Origin of the sequence: Streptomyces sp. ST2-7A (assembly GCF_021390475.1) — a bacterium.
Taxonomy (GTDB): Bacteria; Actinomycetota; Actinomycetes; order Streptomycetales; family Streptomycetaceae; genus Streptomyces.
This window is the reverse complement of record NZ_JAJUWS010000006.1, coordinates 119317-136851: the sequence shown is the minus strand read 5'-3', so window position 1 is coordinate 136851 and position 17535 is coordinate 119317. Positions and strand designations below refer to the sequence as shown.

The window sequence follows — 17535 nt, the reverse complement described above, 5'->3', positions numbered from 1 at the left end:
TGGACCGGGAGCGGCGCCCCCCCGATTCGTGGGAGGATCGGCGACGCCGCCGGAGGGGCGCCGGACGCCCCCGCCGGCCGCCGGCCGCGTCGAGAGACCCCGGCCGCGGGCCCCCGTGGGCCCGCGGGGCCGTCCCGACCGCGCCGATCGCATCGTCGAGGACAATCGAGGAGCACCGTTGAGCAGGTTGCGCTGGCTGACGGCCGGTGAGTCGCACGGACCCGCCCTGGTGGCGACCCTGGAGGGGCTGCCCGCCGGGATCCCGATCACCACGGACGCGGTGGCGGACGCGCTGGCCCGGAGGCGACTGGGCTACGGGCGTGGTGCCCGGATGAAGTTCGAGCGCGACGAGGTGACCTTCCTCGGTGGGGTGCGTCACGGGCTGAGCCTGGGCTCCCCGGTGGCGGTCATGGTCGGCAACACCGAGTGGCCCAAGTGGGAGCAGGTGATGGCGGCCGACCCGGTGGATCCGGGGATCCTCGCCGAGCTGGGTCGCAACGCGCCGTTGACCCGTCCCCGTCCCGGTCACGCGGACCTGGCGGGGATGCAGAAGTACGGCTTCGAGGAGGCCCGGCCGATCCTGGAGCGCGCCTCCGCGCGGGAGACCGCGGCCCGGGTGGCGCTGGGTACGGTGGCCCGTTCGCTGCTGAGCGAGGTCGCGGGCATCGGGATCGTGAGCCACGTGGTGGAGTTGGGTGCCGCCCGTGCCCCGAAGGGGGTGCTGCCCGGCCCCGACGACACCGCGCGACTGGACGCCGACCCGGTCCGCTGCGCGGACCCGGAGGCGAGCGAGGCGATGGTCGCGGAGATCGACCGCGCCCACAAGGACGGCGACACCCTCGGTGGGGTGGTCGAGGTGCTGGCGTACGGGGTGCCGGTGGGTCTGGGATCCCACGTGCACTGGGACCGCCGCCTGGACGCGCGGCTGGCCGGGGCGCTGATGGGCATCCAGGCGATCAAGGGAGTGGAGGTCGGGGACGGCTTCGACCTGGCCCGGGTGCCCGGTTCCGAGGCGCACGACGAGATCCTCCCCGGCGCACCGGACGCGGCGACGGGAAGCGACCCCGCTTCGGGTGCCGGCGGGCGGGGGCCGGGCATCCGCCGGGCGTCGGGACGCTCGGGCGGCACCGAGGGCGGCCTGTCCACCGGTGAGCTGTTGCGGGTGCGGGCGGCGATGAAGCCCATCGCCACCGTGCCGCGCGCCCTGGCCACGGTGGACGTGGCCACCGGTGAGCCGGCCCGGGCCCACCACCAGCGCTCGGACGTGTGCGCGGTGCCGGCCGCCGGGATCGTCGCCGAGGCCATGGTGGCACTGGTGCTGGCCGACGCGGTGATGGAGAAGTTCGGCGGCGACAACGTCGTGGAGACCCGTCGCAACCTGCGCGGCTACCTCGACGCCCTGGCGATCCGGTGAGCGCCGCCGACCGTCCCGGCCGATCGGATGTCGGGCCGCTGGTCATCCTGGTCGGCCCTCCGGGGGCCGGGAAGACCACCGTGGGGTCCCTGCTCGCCGAGCGGCTGGGGGTCGCGCTGCGCGACACCGACGCCGACATCGCCGAGCGGGCCGGCAAGAGCGTCGCGGACATCTTCGTCGAGCACGGGGAGGACCACTTCCGCGAGGTGGAGGTCGCGGCCGTGGAGGAGGCCGTCCGCGAGCACACCGGGGTCCTCGCCCTGGGTGGCGGCGCGGTGCTGCGCGAATCCACCCGCCGGCTGCTGACCGGCGGGCCCGTGGTCTTCCTCGACGTGGCCCTGGCCGACGCCGTGCGGCGGGTGGGCCTGGACACCGCGCGCCCCCTGCTGGCGGTCAACCCACGACAGCAGTGGCGCACCCTGATGGAGCACCGCCGGCCGCTGTACACCGAGGTGGCCCGGGCGGTCGTCACCACCGACGACCGCACCCCCGAACAGGTCGCCGACGCCGTTCTCGACGCATTGGAGCCCACCCGCGCATGACCGCCGACCAGCCGCCGGCCGCCCCCATCCGACTGACCGTCGCCGGAAGCGCCGGCACCGCCCCCTACGACGTCCTGATCGGCCACCGGCTCCTGGGCGAGCTGCCCGACCTCCTGGGCCCCGGGGTCCGCCGGGTGGCCATCCTGCACCCCGAGGCGTTGGACGAGACCGGGCAGGCGATCCGCGCCGACCTCGCCGGGCAGGGGATGGAGGCCGTCGCGATCCAGGTACCCAACGCCGAGGACGCCAAGAACGTGGAGGTCGCCGCCTACTGCTGGTCGGTGCTGGGGCAGAGCGGATTCACCCGCAGCGACGCGATCATCGGCGTGGGCGGCGGGGCCACCACCGACCTGACGGGCTTCGTCGCGGCGACCTGGCTGCGCGGGGTGCGCTGGGTGGCGGTCCCCACCACGGTCCTGGGCATGGTCGACGCCGCGATCGGGGGCAAGACCGGCATCAACACCGCCGAGGGCAAGAACCTCGTCGGGGCCTTCCACCCCCCGGCCGGGGTGTTGTGCGACCTGGCGGCGCTGGACTCGCTGCCCGGCCACGAGTACGTCGCCGGACTGGCCGAGGTGGTCAAGGCCGGCTTCATCGCCGACCCCACCATCCTCGACCTGATCGAGGAGGACCCCGCCGGCGCCCGCACCCCGGCCGGCCCGCACACCGTGGAACTCATCGAGCGCTCGATCCGGGTCAAGGCCGACGTGGTCGCCGGCGATCTGCGCGAGTCCGGTCGCCGGGAGATCCTCAACTACGGTCACACCCTGGCCCACGCCATCGAGAAGAACGAACGCTACCGGTGGCGGCACGGGGCCGCGGTCTCCGTCGGTCTGGTCTTCGCCGCCGAGCTGGCCCGCATCGCCGGTCGGCTCGACGACGCCACCGCCGACCGGCACCGCCGGGTGCTCGAGCTGCTGGGCCTGCCTCTGACCTACCGTGGCGACCAGTGGCCCCGCCTGCTGGAGACGATGCGGGTGGACAAGAAGTCGCGCGGGGACCGACTGCGCTTCATCGTCCTGGAGGGCCTGGCCCGCCCCACGGTGATGGAGGCGCCCGACCCCGCCCTGCTGCTGGCCGCGCACGCGGAGATCGCCGCGTGAGCGCCGCCGCCGAACGCCGGGTGCTGATCCTCAACGGCCCCAACCTCGGACGCCTCGGCTCCCGGGAACCGGACGTCTACGGCGCGGTCTCCTACGCCGGGCTGGTGGAGCGCTGCACCGCGCTGGGCGCCGACCTCGGGCTGGCGGTCGAGGTGCGGGAGACCAACGACGAAGGGGAGATGATCCGTTGGCTCCACGAGGCGGCCGATGGCCGGCTGCCCGTGGTCCTCAACCCCGGAGCCTTCACCCACTACTCCTACGGGATGCGGGACGCCGCGGCCCAGCGCACCGCCCCGCTGATCGAGGTGCACATCTCCAACCCCCACGCCCGCGAGTCCTTCCGCCACACCTCGGTGGTGGGCGCGGTGGCCTCGGGCACCATCGCCGGCTTCGGCGTGAACTCCTACCTGCTGGCCCTGCGCGCCCTCGCCGAGGAGGACACGCGACCCCGGGCGGCGGACCGGGCCTGAAGCCGGGGGATCGGCCGCCGGTCGGGGAGCCCGGTCCCCGTTCCGGCGGATCGGCCGGACGAAGCGGGAACCCCGGGGGTGCCCCGAACGTCCCTCCCGGGAGGGCGTCGACGGCGGCCCCCGGCGCCGGCCCGCCGGCACCCGACCGGGCCCTGCCCGTCGGTCGTCCCGACACGCCCCACCCATCCCGATACCCGAGGGGCCGGATCGCCCGCCGGTCCCGAACGCGACACCACGGAGCGACAGCGGATGCATCACCCCGGAGGGGTCCCGGGACCCCCTTTCGCCCCGACCGGCCCGGCCCCCCGGGCCGCCGAGCCCCCGGTCACCGGTCACTTGCCGCTGCCCCCGGCGGTACCCGCCCCGGTCCCGGCCCCGCCGGGTCCGGCCGGTACCGCCGTCGCGGTCCTGCTCATCGGCCCGGCCGGGGCGGGCAAGACCACTGTGGCCCGGCACTGGGCCGACCGGCGCACCGCCCCGACCGCCCACATCAGCCTGGACGACGTGCGCGAATGGGTGCGCTCGGGCTTCGCCGACCCCCGGGCCGGCTGGGACGACCGCTCCGAGGCCCAGTACCGGCTGGCCCGTCGCACCTGTGGTTTCGCCGCTCGCAACTTCCTCGCCAACGGAATCTCCTGCATCCTCGACGACGCGGTGTTCCCCGACCGTCCCGCCGTCGGTCTGGGCGGCTGGAAGCGGCACGTGGGCCCCGGGCTCATACCGGTGGTGCTGTTGCCCGGCCTGGAGACGGTCCTGGAGCGCAACGCGGCCCGCGGCGGCACCCGGCGCCTGGCCGACGAGGAGGTGGCGGTCATCCACGGCCGCATGGCCGGTTGGTACGGTTCGGGGCTTCCCGTCATCGACAACTCCCGGCTGGACATCCCCACCACCGCACGCATGATCGACGAGGCGGTGGCCGGGGCCCTGGCCCACCCCCCGACCTGGTGACGGGCCCGGCGGTGCCCGCCCCGGGCCCCGGAACCGGTCCGGAACCCGCCCGGACGCGTCCGGGGAGCCGTCGGCTCCCGTGCTGCGTAGGCTCGCCGCATGTCACGCGGCACTCCACAGGCACACGCCCGCCGACGGGCCGGGATCCGGGCGGCGGCCGGGACGGAGTCCGGGACCGCGGTGCTGGTCACCCATCCGGCCAACATCCATTATCTGACCGGTCTCCGCCCCGCCGGGGCCGCCCTGCTGCTGCCGCCGGGCCCCGCCGGGGACGCGGGGGAGGATCTGCTCGTCCTCCCGCCCGGCCCGGCCCCCGACGCCGCGCGGCAGCCGGGTGGGCCCCCCGCGGGCCCCGACCCCGGGTTGCCGCGCGTCACCCACCCCGAGCCGCTGCTCGAGATCGCCCGGCTGGTCCGGGCCCGGGGCGCGGGGACGCTGGCGGTGGAGGAGCACCATCTGACGGTCACCCGTCACCGCGCGCTGGCCGCGGCCCTCGGCGGGCCGCCCCTGGTGGATCTGGGCTGCGCGGTGGAACACCGACGGTTGGTGAAGGACGAGGGGGAACTGGAGGCCCTGCGGACCGCGGCGGAGATCACCGATCGGGCGCTGGGCGAACTGCTGGAGTCCATCCTGGTCGGTCGCACCGAGCGTCACCTGGCGCTGGAGTTGGAGCGGCGGCTGGTCGACCACGGGGCCGAGGCCCCGGCCCTGCCCACCTCCGTCGGCACCGGGCCGCACTCCGGGCTACCGGACCACCGTCCCACCGATCGGCGGGTGGAGGAGGGGGATTTCCTCACCGTGCGGCTGGGCGCCCGTCACCGGGGCTACGGTTGCCAGATCGCCCGTACCTTCGTCATCGGCGGTCGCCCGGACGACTGGCAGATCGAGTTGCACGAGTTGGTCTTCGCGGCCCAACGCGCCGGACGGGAGGCGCTGCGACCGGGCGCCGAGTGCCGCGAGGTCGATCGGGCGGCCCGTTCGGTGTTGGAGGCGGCGGGGCACGGCCCGGCTCCGGGAACCTCGACCGGTCACGGCGTGGGGCTGGAAATCGGGGAGGACCCACGGCTCTCCCCCGCGGCCATGGGTAGACTGGGCCCTTGTGTTCCGGTCACCGTCGAGCCGGGGGTGCATATCCCGGGTCGGGGCGGTGTCCGGATCGACGACACACTCGTCGTCCGCCCCGAGGCGGACGGCGGACCGGAGCTACTCACCATCACGACCAAGGAGCTCCTCGCCCTGTAGTCCCCGAACCGGGGCGTACGGGCGGGTGCGGCCCTCGGTTCATCCGAAGCAGCAGTCTCAGGAGATTCCGCGACCGTGGCCACCACGAACGACCTCAAGAACGGCATGGTGCTCAAGCTCGACGGGGGCCAGCTGTGGTCCGTAGTCGAGTTCCAGCACGTCAAGCCAGGCAAGGGCGGCGCCTTCGTCCGCACCAAGCTGAAGAACGTGCTTTCCGGCAAGGTGGTGGACAAGACCTTCAATGCCGGGACCAAGGTGGACACCGCCACCGTCGACCGGCGGGGCATGCAGTTCTCCTACAAGGACGGCTCGGACTTCGTCTTCATGGACATGGAGACCTACGACCAGCTGTACATCAACCCCGAGACCGTGGGCACCGTGGCCAACTACCTCCTCGAGGGCCAGGACTGCACGGTGGCGATTTACGAGGAGAACCCGCTCTTCATCGAGCTGCCCGCGGCGGTCGAGTTGACCATCGAGTACACCGAGCCGGGTGTGCAGGGCGACCGGTCCACCGGTGGGACCAAGCCGGCCCGCCTGGAGACCGGTTACGAGATCGGTGTCCCGCTGTTCATCACCACCGGTGAGAAGATCAAGGTGGACACCCGCTCCGGGGAGTACCTCGGCCGCGTGAGCAGCTGACGTGGCGGCACGCAACACCGCCCGCAAGCGCGCCCTCCAGATCCTCTTCGAGGCCGATCAGCGGGACGTGCGGCCCACCACGGTGCTCGCCGACTGGATCCGGCACTCGCACAGCGACACCCGGCAGCCGCCGGTCTCGGAGTACACCATGCGGTTGGTCGAGGGGTACGCCGAACACGCCGGCACCATCGACGGGTTGATCGCCCGTCACGCGGTGGGCTGGCCCCTGGACCGGATGCCGGTGGTGGACCGCAGCCTGCTGCGGATGAGCGCCTACGAGCTGATCTGGGAGGACGAGACCCCGGACGCGGTGGTTCTGGACGAGGCGGTGCGCCTGGCCCGGGAGTTCTCCACCGACGACTCCCCGGGCTTCGTCAACGGACTGCTCGGCAAGATCAAGGAACTCAAGCCGGGCCTCTCCCGCTGAGCCCCGCCCACCCGGGTGACGAGGGCCCCGACGAACACCGGACATCCGGTGTCCGTCGGGGCCCTTCGCCGTCCGGGGTCGGCCGTCGGGCCCGTCACCGGTACCGGAGGTGTTCCCCGCCTTTTCCGGGGAGGGATCCCCGGCGCGGGGACCGGACGCGGACGACGGACCGCGGTGGAGGGTCGTGAAGGGGAACGGTGACCCGGGGCCGACCGATCCCGGCCCGGGCGCGGTGACCCGTCACGGCCGTGACCGCCCCCGGTTCCCGGAACGGGTCGGGTTCACCCGGGAACCGCTCAGCTCTCCTCGGCCTGCACGGCACGCCGCGCGTCCGCGTCCAGCACGCCCCAGCCGATCAGCTGCTCGGTCAGCACCGAGGGCGAGAGGTCGTAGATGACGGCCAGGGTCCGCAGGTCGTCCTGGCGGATCGAGAGGACCTTGCCGTTGTAGTCGCCGCGCTGGCTCTGGATCGTCGCCGCGTAGCGCTGCAGCGGGCCGCCCTTGTCGGCCGGGAGCTGGGTCAGCCGCTCCAGGTCCAGGACCAGCTTCGGCGGCGGCTCGGCGGCGCCGGCCGGCGTCGTGCCCGGCAGCAGCTCCTGGACCGGGACCCCGTAGAAATCGGCCAGTTCGGCCAGGCGCTGCACGGTGACGGCACGGTCGCCGCGCTCGTAGGAGCCGACCACGACCGCTTTCCAACGGCCCTGGGACTTCTCCTCCACTCCGTGCAGGGACAGGCCCTGCTGGGTGCGGATCGCTCGGAGCTTGGCTCCGAGCTGTTTGGCGTATTCACTCGACATGGGACTCCCCGGACGGCGTAGTGGTAACTCAGTGTGAGATTACGCAGCGTGATAACCGCCGTCAAGCGGGGCGCCGTCGAACGCCCCCGACCTGCGATGATGCGGGCGCCCCCACCCTTCCTGCTATGCTCGGGGCGGACCGGGATCGTACAGCTGAACGTCTCACTCGTGAGTGTTGCGTGAACGTTCGGTTTCCGATCACCGGTCGGCCAGACGTCCTTTAAAGCCCGTCCCGTGAGGCGGGGAAGGAGGTCCGTTTCGTATGGACACCACCGGTACACCCTCCGAACGCGCATCCGATCCCGGAAGCCGGGGCGCCGAGACCGCCGGGAAGCCGGCCGCCCCGACGTCGCCGGGTGGGGCCGAATCCGGCCGCCCGGTCCTGGAGGCCCCCGACATCGCCCGGGTCCTCACCCGCATCGCCCACGAGATCGTCGAGCGCGCCCGCGGCGCCGAGGACGTCGTCCTGCTGGGCATCCCCACCCGTGGCGTGCACCTCGCCCGTCGCCTCGGCACGCGGCTGCGCGACATCACCGGCGCGGACGTGCCGGTGGGCTCCCTGGACATCACCATGTACCGGGACGACCTGCGGCTGCGCCCCGCCCGCGCCCTCGCCCGCACCGAGATCCCCGACGAGGGCATCGACGGCCGCCTGGTCGTGCTCGTCGACGACGTGCTGTTCTCCGGGCGCACCGTGCGCGCCGCACTGGACGCCCTCGGAGATCTCGGCCGCCCGCGCGCCGTCCAACTCGCCGTGCTCGTCGACCGGGGGCACCGCGAACTGCCGATCCGCGCCGACTACGTGGGCAAGAACCTGCCCACCTCCCTGCGGGAGGCCGTCCGCGTCCGGCTCGCCGAGGAGGACGGCCGCGACGGCGTCCTGCTCGGGCGGCGCGAACCCTGACCCGCGGGAACGCGCGACACCGCGCCCCGGCGCGTCCCGGTCACCACCGGGCGCTCCGGCCCGTCCCGCGGCCGTCACCCGCGGCCCACCCGATCCACCTGCCTGACCCGGAAGGCAAGCGATGAAACGCCATCTCGTCTCGGCCGCCGACCTCTCGCGCGACGACGCGGTCCTGATCCTGGACACCGCCGAGGAACTCGCCCGGCTCGCCGACCGCCCCGTCAAGAAGTTGCCCACCCTGCGCGGCCGGACGGTGGTCAACCTCTTCTTCGAGGACTCCACCCGGACCCGCATCTCCTTCGAGGCCGCCGCCAAGCGGCTGTCGGCCGACGTGATCAACTTCTCCGCCAAGGGATCCTCGGTCTCCAAGGGGGAGTCGCTCAAGGACACCGCGCTCACCCTCCAGGCGATGGGCGCCGACGCGGTGGTCATCCGGCACCACGCCTCGGGGGCCCCGCACCGCCTGGCCCGTTCCGATTGGTTGGGCGGCAGCGTGGTCAACGCCGGGGACGGCACCCACGAGCACCCCACCCAGGCGCTGTTGGACGCCTTCACCCTGCGCCGCCGCCTGGTGGGCACCGGCACCCGGGGGGCGGGCGCCGACCTGGCCGGCCGCCGGGTCACCATCGTCGGTGACATCCTGCACAGCCGGGTAGCCCGGTCCGGGGTGCGCCTGCTGCACACGCTGGGCGCCGAGGTCACCCTGGTGGCACCGCCCACCCTCATCCCCGTCGGGGTCGAGGCATGGCCCTGCGCCGTCTCCTACGACCTGGACGCGGTCCTGCCCAAGAGCGACGCGGTGATGATGCTGCGCGTCCAGCGGGAGCGGATGAACGCCGCGTTCTTCCCCACCGAGCGCGAGTACGCCCGCCGCTACGGTCTGCACGGCGACCGGATGGCCCGGATGCCGGAGCACGCCGTCGTCATGCACCCCGGGCCGATGAACCGGGGCATGGAGATCACCGCCGAGGTCGCGGACTCCCCCCGGTGCACCGCGGTGGAACAGGTCACCAACGGCGTCAGCATCCGGATGGCCGTCCTCTACCTGCTGCTGGGCGGCGCGACTCGCGACGACGCGCCCGCCGCCGGCGCCACCGGGGGAACCCCCATCGTTGCCACCGCCCCCGTCCTTCCCGAGGAGAACCAGTGACCACCGGCAAGACCCTGATCCGCGGCGCCCGCCCACTCGGCGCCGATCCCGTCGACGTCCTCCTGACGGACGGGACGATCGCCGCCGTCGGGGCCGACCTCGCCGGCCCGGACACCGCCGACGCCGAGATCGTCGAGGCGAAGGGCGCGGTGCTGCTGCCCGGCCTCGTCGACCTCCACACCCACCTTCGCGAACCCGGCCGCGAGGACTCCGAGACCGTCCTGACCGGCACCCGGGCGGCCGCCCGGGGCGGCTTCACCGCCGTCCACGCGATGGCCAACACCTTCCCCGTCGCCGACACCGCCGGCGTGGTGGAGCAGGTGTGGCGGCTGGGCCGTTCCTCGGGCTACTGCGACGTCCAGCCGATCGGCGCGGTCACCGTGGGGCTGGAGGGCAAGCAGCTCGCCGAACTGGGCGCGATGCACGAGTCAGCCGCCGGCGTCCGGGTCTTCTCCGACGACGGCAGGTGCGTGGACGACGCCGTGATCATGCGGCGGGCGCTGGAGTACGTGAAGGCCTTCGACGGGGTGATCGCCCAGCACGCCCAGGAGCCGCGGCTCACCGAGGGCGCCCAGATGAACGAGGGGACCGTCTCCGCCGAGCTGGGCCTGGGCGGCTGGCCCGCCGTCGCGGAGGAGTCGATCATCGCCCGCGACGTGCTGCTCGCCGCGCACGTCGACTCCCGGGTGCACATCTGCCACCTGTCCACCGCCGGTTCGGTGGAGATCGTGCGCTGGGCCAAGTCCAAGGGATGGCGGGTCACCGCCGAGGTGACCCCGCACCACCTGCTGCTCACCGAGGAACTGGTGCGCTCCTACGACCCGGTCTACAAGGTCAACCCGCCGCTGCGCACCGAGCGGGACGTGCGCGCGCTGCGCGAGGCGCTGGCCGACGGCACCATCGACTGCGTGGCCACCGACCACGCCCCCCACCCGCACGAGGACAAGGACTGCGAGTGGCCCGCCGCGGCCATGGGCATGGTGGGCCTGGAGACCGCGCTGTCGGTGGTTCAGCACACCATGGTGGACACCGGCCTGCTGGACTGGGCCGGGGTCGCGGAACGGATGTCCCACCGTCCCGCGGAGATCGGTCGGCTGTCCGGTCACGGCCGGCCCGTCGCCCCCGGAGAACCCGCCAACCTGGTTCTCTTCGACCCCACCCACCGGGCGGTGGTGGATCCCGGGTCCTTCGCCTCGCGCAGCCGCAACACCCCGTATCGAGGGCTGGAACTGCCGGGCCGGGTCCGGTACACCTTCCTGCGCGGTCGGGCCACCGTCGTGGAGGGGGAGCCCGCGTGATCACCCTCTCCGCACCCGCCGCGCCCGACACGCCCGCCGCGCCCGACACGTCGGTGGTCGCGCTCGCAGTGGAGCGCCCCGAGATCCACTGGCCGGGATACATCTCCTGGACCATCGGGATGCTGCTGGTCGTGGTCCTGCTCTACTGGCTGATGGGCCGGGGCTGGGCCCGCCGGGGATCCTTCCACTCCGACCTGCCGGAGCTGCCCGTCGACCCGGCCCCGGACGCACCGGCCCGCCTGGTGCTGCGGGGCCGCTATTTCGGCTCCACCACCACCGAGCAGTGGCTGGACCGCATCGTCACCCGGGGGCTGGGCACCCGCAGCACGGCCGAGCTGACCCTCACCGATCACGGGGTGCGCGTGGTGCGCCCCGGCGCGCGGGACTTCTTCGTCCCCGCCGACCGCCTGATCGGGGCCCGGCTGGACCGGGGCATCGCCGGGAAGGTGCTCACCGACGGCGGCCTGCTGGTGCTCACCTGGCGCCACGGGGAGCGGGTCCTGGACTCCGGATTCCGTTCCGACCGCGCCGAGGAGCACCGGGAGTGGTTGGAGGCGGTCCACCGCGCGGCCGCCGAGGCCGCCGAGGGGACGCGGACCCCCGCGGGGGCCCCGGTCCCCGTCCCCGCCCCGTCCCCCGCCACCGCGGCGAGTCCCGGTACCGATGACGCTTCCGAATCCCCCGCCGGCACCACCGGCCCGCACGACCAGGAAGGCGCACGATGACGACCTCCGCCCCCTCCACGACAAAGAGCCCCACCACCGCGTCCGGACCGGCCCTGCTGGTCCTGGAGGACGGCCGCGTCTTCCGCGGACGCGCCTGGGGTGCCGTCGGCGAGACCTTCGGCGAGGCGGTCTTCTCCACCGGCATGACCGGCTACCAGGAGACGCTGACCGACCCCTCCTACCACCGGCAGGTGGTGGTGATGACCGCCCCCCACATCGGCAACACCGGCGTGAACGACGAGGACCCGGAGTCGGGCCGGATCTGGGTCTCCGGCTTCGTGGTCCGCGACCCCGCCCGCCGCTCCTCCAACTGGCGCTCCCGCCGCTCCCTGGACGAGGAACTGACCGCGCAGGACGTGGTCGGTATCAGCGGCGTGGACACCCGGGCACTCACCCGTCACCTGCGCGAGCGCGGGGCCATGCGGGTGGGCATCTTCTCGGGGCCCGCCCTGGAGGGTGCCGACCCGGAACGACTGGCCGACCGGGTGCGGGCGATCCCGCGGATGAAGGGCGCCGACCTCTCCGCCGAGGTGGCCTGCACCGAGCCCTACGTGGTACCCGCCATCGGCGAGAAGCGGTTCACCGTGGCCGCGGTGGACCTCGGCATCAAGGGCATGACCCCCCGCCGGATGGCCGAGCGCGGCATCGAGGTGCACGTGCTGCCGGCCACCACCTCGGTGGAGCAACTGCTGGCGGTGGCGCCGGGCGGCCCGGACGGCGTGTTCTTCTCCAACGGCCCGGGCGACCCGGCCGCCGCCGACCACCCGGTGGAGCTGATGCGGGCGGTACTGGAGCGCCGCATCCCGCTCTTCGGGATCTGCTTCGGCAACCAGATCCTGGGCCGCGCGCTGGGTTTCGGGACCTACAAGCTGAAGTACGGGCACCGGGGCATCAACCAGCCGGTGCAGGACCGTACGACGGGGAAGGTGGAGGTCACCGCCCACAACCACGGCTTCGCCGTCGACGCCCCCCTCGACAAGCCCTCCGACACCCCCTTCGGCCGGGCCGAGGTCTCCCACATCTGCCTGAACGACGACGTGGTGGAAGGGCTGCGGCTGCTCGACCGCCCGGCCTTCAGCGTCCAGTACCACCCCGAGGCGGCGGCCGGTCCGCACGACGCCGCCCACCTCTTCGACCGCTTCGTTTCTCTGATGGAGGCCCAGCGTGCCTAAGCGCACCGACATCCGATCCGTCCTGGTCATCGGCTCGGGCCCGATCGTCATCGGGCAGGCGGCGGAATTCGACTACTCCGGCACCCAGGCGTGCCGGGTGCTCAAGGCGGAGGGCCTGCGGGTCATCCTGGTCAACTCCAACCCGGCCACGATCATGACCGATCCGGAGATCGCCGACGCCACCTACGTCGAGCCGATCACCGCCGAGTACGTCGAGAAGATCATCGCCAAGGAGCGGCCGGACGCGCTGCTGCCCACCCTCGGCGGCCAGACCGCCCTGAACGCCGCCATCGCCCTGCACGACGCCGGGACCCTCAAGGAGTACGGCGTCGAGCTGATCGGTGCCAGCGTCGAGGCGATCCACAAGGCCGAGGACCGCGACCTGTTCAAGGAGGTCGTCGAGGCGGTCCGGCGGAAGATCGGGCACGGCGAGTCCGCCCGCTCGGTGATCTGCCACTCCATGGAGGACGTCCTCGCCGGGGTGGAGACCCTCGGCGGCTACCCCGTGGTGGTGCGGCCCTCCTTCACCATGGGCGGCGCCGGCTCCGGATTCGCCCACGACGAGGAGGAACTGCGCCGCATCGCCGGCCAGGGGCTGACGCTGTCCCCGACCACCGAGGTGCTCCTGGAGGAGTCCATCCTCGGGTGGAAGGAGTACGAGCTGGAGCTGATGCGCGACAAGCAGGACAACGTCGTGGTCGTCTGCTCCATCGAGAACCTCGACCCGATGGGGGTGCACACGGGTGACTCCATCACCGTCGCCCCCGCGATGACGCTGACCGACCGCGAGTACCAGATCCTGCGCGACATGGGCATCGCGATCATCCGCGAGGTCGGCGTGGACACCGGTGGTTGCAACATCCAGTTCGCCGTCGACCCCGAGGACGGTCGGGTCGTCGTCATCGAGATGAACCCCCGGGTCTCCCGCTCCTCGGCACTCGCCTCCAAGGCCACCGGTTTCCCGATCGCGAAGATCGCAGCCAAGTTGGCCATCGGCTACACCCTGGACGAGATTCCGAACGACATCACCGAGAAGACCCCGGCCTCCTTCGAGCCGACCCTCGACTACGTCGTGGTCAAGGTGCCGAGGTTCGCGTTCGAGAAGTTCCCGGCCGCCGACGCCGGCCTGACCACCACCATGAAATCGGTCGGCGAGGCCATGGCCATCGGCCGGAACTTCACCGAGGCCCTCAACAAGGCGCTGCGCTCCCTGGAGAAGAAGGACTCGCAGTTCTCCTTCGTCGGCGACCCCGGCGACCGCGACGAACTGCTGGCGCTCTCCGGTCGGCCCACCGACGGCCGACTGTCGACCGTCATGCGCGCCATCCGCGCCGGTGCCACACCCGAGCAGGTCTTCGAGGCCACGAAGATCGACCCCTGGTTCGTGGACCAGCTCTTCCTGATCCACGAGATCGCCGTGGAGATCGCCGACGCCCCCCGACTCGACGTCGACCTGCTGCGTCACGCCAAGCGGCACGGCTTCTCGGACCTGCAGATCGGCGAACTGCGCGGGCTGCGCGAGGACGTGGTGCGCGAGGTGCGCCACGCGCTGGGGCTGCGCCCGGTGTACAAGACCGTCGACACCTGTGCCGCCGAGTTCGCCGCCCGCACGCCGTACTTCTACTCCTCCTACGACGAGGAGACCGAGGTCGCGCCCCGGGAGAAGCCCGCGGTGATCATCCTGGGCTCGGGTCCCAACCGCATCGGGCAGGGCATCGAGTTCGACTACTCCTGCGTCCACGCCTCCTTCGCACTGGGCGAGGTCGGCTACGAGACCGTGATGGTCAACTGCAACCCCGAGACCGTGTCCACCGACTACGACACCTCCGACCGGCTGTACTTCGAGCCGCTCACCCTGGAGGACGTCCTGGAGGTCGTGTACGCGGAGCGGCTGGCGGGCCCCGTCGCCGGGGTCATCGTCCAGCTCGGCGGCCAGACCCCGCTGGGTCTTGCCCAGGCGCTCAAGGACAACGGCGTGCCCATCGTCGGCACCCCGCCGGAGGCGATCCACGCAGCCGAGGACCGGGGCGCCTTCGGCCGGGTCCTCGCCGAGGCCGGCCTGCCCGCGCCCAAGTACGGCACCGCCTTCTCCTTCGAGGAGGCCGCCGCGATCGCCGCCGGCATCGGCTACCCGGTGATGGTGCGGCCCAGCTACGTGCTGGGCGGGCGCGGCATGCAGATCGTCTACGACGAGGTCTCCCTGGCGGAGTACCTGCGCCGGCACGCCGGACTGATCGCCGAGCACCCCGTGCTGATCGACCGCTTCCTCGACGACGCCATCGAGATCGACGTCGACGCCCTGTACGACGGTGAGGAGCTGTACCTGGGCGGCGTGATGGAGCACATCGAGGAGGCCGGTATCCACTCCGGCGACTCGGCCTGCGCCCTGCCCCCCATCACCCTGGGCGGCCACGACATCAAGCGACTGCGGGCCTCGACCACGGCCATCGCGGCCGGGGTCGGCGTGCGCGGACTGATCAACATCCAGTTCGCCCTGGTCGGGGACATCCTCTACGTCCTGGAGGCCAACCCCCGGGCCTCGCGGACGGTTCCCTTCACCTCCAAGGCGACCGGCGTGCCCCTGGCCAAGGCGGCGGCCCGCATCTCGCTGGGCGCCACCGTCGCCGAACTGCGGGCCGAGGGCCTGCTCCCGGCCGAGGGCGACGGCGGCACCCTGCCGCTGGACGCGCCGATCTCGGTCAAGGAGGCGGTCATGCCCTGGTCCCGCTTCCGGGACGTGCACGGCCGCGGTGTGGACACCGTCCTGGGGCCGGAGATGCGCTCCACCGGTGAGGTGATGGGCATCGACGCCGTTTTCGGCACCGCCTACGCCAAGTCCCAGGCCGGCGCCTACGGCGCCCTGCCCACCGGCGGACGGGCCTTCGTCTCGGTGGCCAACCGGGACAAGCGCGCCGTGATCTTCCCCGCCCGGGAACTGGCCGCCATGGGCTTCGAACTACTGGCCACCTCCGGCACCGCCGAGGTGTTGCGACGCAACGGCATCCCCGCCGGCGTGGTGCGCAAGCAGAGCGAGGGCGAGGGGCCGAACGGGGAGAGGACCATCGTGCAACTCATCCACGATGGTGAGGTCGACCTGATCGTCAACACCCCCTACGGCACCGGTGGCCGCCTGGACGGCTGGGACATCCGCACCGCCGCCGTCGCCCGCTCGGTGCCCTGCCTGACCACCGTGCAGGCCCTGGCCGCCGCGGTGCAGGGCATCGGCGCGCTCAACAGCGGCGAGGTCGGGGTCGGCTCGCTCCAGGAGCACGCCGAGCGGTTGCGCGCCCCGCGCGACTGACGCGCGCGCCTCCCGGCCCGTCCCGGACGACCCGTCCGGGACGGGCCCGCACCCGTGTCCGTGTCCGTGTCCGTGTCCGGGGCGGCGGGAACGCCGCCCCACCCCCATCCGAGCACGCCCCGAACGCCCGTCCCCCGGTCGGGTCCCGACCGTCGACGGGCCTCGGCACCGCACCGGGCCCGCCCACCGGCGAGCCCCCGACGGAGGTCGTCCCCCGTGTCCCACCCCGCCTACCGGCTGTTGTTCCGCCTCGCCTTCCGCCGTATGGATCCCGAGCGCGCCCACCACCTGGCCTTCGGCGCCATCCGCGCCACGGCCCGGGTGCCGGGCGTGCGCGACGCGGTGGCCGGCGTCCTGGCCCGCCGCGACCCGTCGCTGCGCACCCGGGTGCTCGGCCTCGACCTGCCGGGTCCCTTCGTCCTCGCGGCCGGCTTCGACAAGAACGCCGAGGGGATCGACGGCCTGGCCATGCTCGGCTTCGACGCCGTCGAGATCGGCACCGTCACCGGTGAGCCCCAGCCGGGGAACCCCGGGCCCCGGCTCTTCCGCCTGCCGGAGGACCGGGCCCTGATCAACCGGATGGGCTTCAACAACGACGGCTCGGCGGCCGTCGCCGCCCGGCTGTCCGGCCGCCGCCCGGTCTTCCCGGTGCCGGTGGGCGTCAACATCGGCAAGACCAAGGCGGTGCCCGAGGAGGAGGCGGTCGCCGACTACGTGCTCTCCGCCGACCGGCTCGCCCCGCACGCCGACTACCTGGTCGTCAACGTCAGCTCGCCCAACACCCCCGGCCTGCGGGACCTGCAGTCCGTGGAGCGGCTGCGCCCCCTGTTGGCCGCGGTCCGCGAGTCCGCCGACCGGGCGACCGCGTCCGCGGGGCGGCGCGTCCCGCTGTTGGTCAAGATCGCCCCCGACCTCTCCGACGAGGACATCGACGCAGTCGCGGACCTCGCGGTGGAACTCGGTCTGGACGGCATCATCGCCACCAACACCACCGTCGGGCGCCGGGACCTGGTCACCGACCCGGCGACGGTGGAGGCGGCGGGCGGGGGAGGTCTGTCCGGCGCGCCGCTGCGCGAGCGCTCCCTCGCCGTCCTGCGCCGGTTGCACCGGCGGGTCGGCGACCGTCTCGTCCTGGTCTCCGCCGGTGGCGTGGAGACCGCCGGGGACGTCTGGGAGCGGATCCTCGCCGGTGCCTCCCTGGTCCAGGGATACAGCGCCTTCGTCTACCGCGGTCCCGCGTGGCCGCGTGGGATCCATCGCGGCCTGGCCCGTCTGCTGGCCGCGAGTCCCCATCGAAGTCTCGCCGACGCGGTCGGCGCCGAACACCGGAAGGTGGACACCCCGTGACCGACGCCGCACCGCGATCCCCGGGCAGCCCGGGCACCGACCCGACCGCACCG

At 73.2% G+C, this 17535-nt stretch carries 15 protein-coding genes and 1 pseudogene; 15 read left to right on the top strand and 1 reads right to left on the bottom strand.

What is annotated here, in order from left to right:
- Positions 1–178 precede the first annotated feature (178 nt).
- From aroC to nusB, 8 genes are all read left to right on the top strand, one after another.
- Positions 179–1414, top strand: a complete 1236-nt coding sequence (gene aroC, locus LZF96_RS05820) for a chorismate synthase (protein ID WP_233866409.1) — start codon at positions 179–181, stop codon at positions 1412–1414.
- Positions 1411–1956, top strand: a complete 546-nt coding sequence (locus LZF96_RS05815) for a shikimate kinase (protein ID WP_233866406.1) — start codon at positions 1411–1413, stop codon at positions 1954–1956. The genes aroC and LZF96_RS05815 overlap by 4 nt, the downstream gene beginning before the upstream one ends.
- A complete protein-coding gene (gene aroB / locus LZF96_RS05810; RefSeq protein ID WP_233866403.1) occupies positions 1953–3059 on the top strand; it encodes a 3-dehydroquinate synthase in 1107 nt (368 codons plus the stop codon). The genes LZF96_RS05815 and aroB overlap by 4 nt, the downstream gene beginning before the upstream one ends.
- Positions 3056–3529, top strand: coding sequence for a type II 3-dehydroquinate dehydratase (locus LZF96_RS05805; protein ID WP_233866400.1), 474 nt, complete (start codon positions 3056–3058; stop codon positions 3527–3529). The genes aroB and LZF96_RS05805 overlap by 4 nt, the downstream gene beginning before the upstream one ends.
- 336 nt (positions 3530–3865) lie before the next feature.
- A complete protein-coding gene (locus LZF96_RS05800) occupies positions 3866–4477 on the top strand; it encodes an AAA family ATPase (protein WP_308294153.1) in 612 nt (203 codons plus the stop codon).
- 99 nt (positions 4478–4576) lie between these two features.
- Positions 4577–5719, top strand: coding sequence for an aminopeptidase P family protein (locus tag LZF96_RS05795; RefSeq protein ID WP_233866397.1), 1143 nt, complete (start codon positions 4577–4579; stop codon positions 5717–5719).
- Positions 5720–5794: 75 nt separating this feature from the next.
- Complete coding sequence (efp, locus tag LZF96_RS05790; RefSeq protein ID WP_233866394.1) at positions 5795–6361, top strand: elongation factor P; 567 nt, start codon at positions 5795–5797, stop codon at positions 6359–6361.
- Between the two features lies 1 nt (position 6362).
- Positions 6363–6788: a transcription antitermination factor NusB gene (gene nusB, locus LZF96_RS05785; RefSeq protein WP_233866391.1), complete on the top strand. Its 426-nt coding sequence runs from the start codon at positions 6363–6365 to the stop codon at positions 6786–6788.
- Between the two features lie 296 nt (positions 6789–7084).
- Here nusB and LZF96_RS05780 read toward each other — a convergent pair whose 3' ends face one another.
- On the bottom strand, positions 7085–7585 hold the full coding sequence (locus LZF96_RS05780) for a transcriptional regulator (protein WP_233866388.1): 501 nt from the start codon (positions 7583–7585) through the stop codon (positions 7085–7087).
- A gap of 262 nt (positions 7586–7847) precedes the next feature.
- Between LZF96_RS05780 and pyrR the strand changes: the two genes are divergently transcribed.
- The 7 genes and pseudogenes from pyrR to LZF96_RS05745 all read left to right on the top strand — a co-directional run bounded on the left by pyrR (position 7848) and on the right by LZF96_RS05745 (position 17482).
- Positions 7848–8489 (top strand): bifunctional pyr operon transcriptional regulator/uracil phosphoribosyltransferase PyrR, encoded by a 642-nt coding sequence (gene pyrR / locus LZF96_RS05775; RefSeq protein ID WP_233866386.1) that lies wholly within the window; start codon positions 7848–7850, stop codon positions 8487–8489.
- Positions 8490–8610: 121 nt separating this feature from the next.
- Positions 8611–9639: an aspartate carbamoyltransferase catalytic subunit gene (locus LZF96_RS05770; RefSeq protein WP_233866384.1), complete on the top strand. Its 1029-nt coding sequence runs from the start codon at positions 8611–8613 to the stop codon at positions 9637–9639.
- Positions 9636–10937 (top strand): dihydroorotase, encoded by a 1302-nt coding sequence (locus LZF96_RS05765; protein ID WP_233866382.1) that lies wholly within the window; start codon positions 9636–9638, stop codon positions 10935–10937. Before LZF96_RS05770 ends, LZF96_RS05765 begins: the two co-directional genes overlap by 4 nt.
- Before the next feature lie 53 nt (positions 10938–10990).
- A pseudogene (locus LZF96_RS05760) lies at positions 10991–11503 on the top strand (hypothetical protein); the annotation flags it as partial.
- A gap of 155 nt (positions 11504–11658) precedes the next feature.
- Positions 11659–12834 (top strand): glutamine-hydrolyzing carbamoyl-phosphate synthase small subunit, encoded by a 1176-nt coding sequence (gene carA / locus LZF96_RS05755; protein ID WP_233866379.1) that lies wholly within the window; start codon positions 11659–11661, stop codon positions 12832–12834.
- Positions 12827–16135 carry a carbamoyl-phosphate synthase large subunit gene (gene carB / locus LZF96_RS05750; protein ID WP_233866376.1) on the top strand — a complete coding sequence of 1103 codons (3309 nt, stop codon included), beginning with the start codon at positions 12827–12829 and terminating at the stop codon, positions 16133–16135. Before carA ends, carB begins: the two co-directional genes overlap by 8 nt.
- 264 nt (positions 16136–16399) lie before the next feature.
- Positions 16400–17482, top strand: a complete 1083-nt coding sequence (locus tag LZF96_RS05745) for a quinone-dependent dihydroorotate dehydrogenase (RefSeq protein WP_233866611.1) — start codon at positions 16400–16402, stop codon at positions 17480–17482.
- Positions 17483–17535: the final 53 nt, after the last annotated feature.

Coding starts and splice junctions, on each gene's coding strand:
- carA (WP_233866379.1), top strand. CDS start 11,659: ATGACGACCTCCGCCCCCTCCACGACAAAGAGCCCCACCACCGCGTCC.
- LZF96_RS05780 (WP_233866388.1), bottom strand. CDS start 7,585: ATGTCGAGTGAATACGCCAAACAGCTCGGAGCCAAGCTCCGAGCGATC.
- LZF96_RS05795 (WP_233866397.1), top strand. CDS start 4,577: ATGTCACGCGGCACTCCACAGGCACACGCCCGCCGACGGGCCGGGATC.
- pyrR (WP_233866386.1), top strand. CDS start 7,848: ATGGACACCACCGGTACACCCTCCGAACGCGCATCCGATCCCGGAAGC.
- LZF96_RS05745 (WP_233866611.1), top strand. CDS start 16,400: ATGGATCCCGAGCGCGCCCACCACCTGGCCTTCGGCGCCATCCGCGCC.
- LZF96_RS05770 (WP_233866384.1), top strand. CDS start 8,611: ATGAAACGCCATCTCGTCTCGGCCGCCGACCTCTCGCGCGACGACGCG.
- aroB (WP_233866403.1), top strand. CDS start 1,953: ATGACCGCCGACCAGCCGCCGGCCGCCCCCATCCGACTGACCGTCGCC.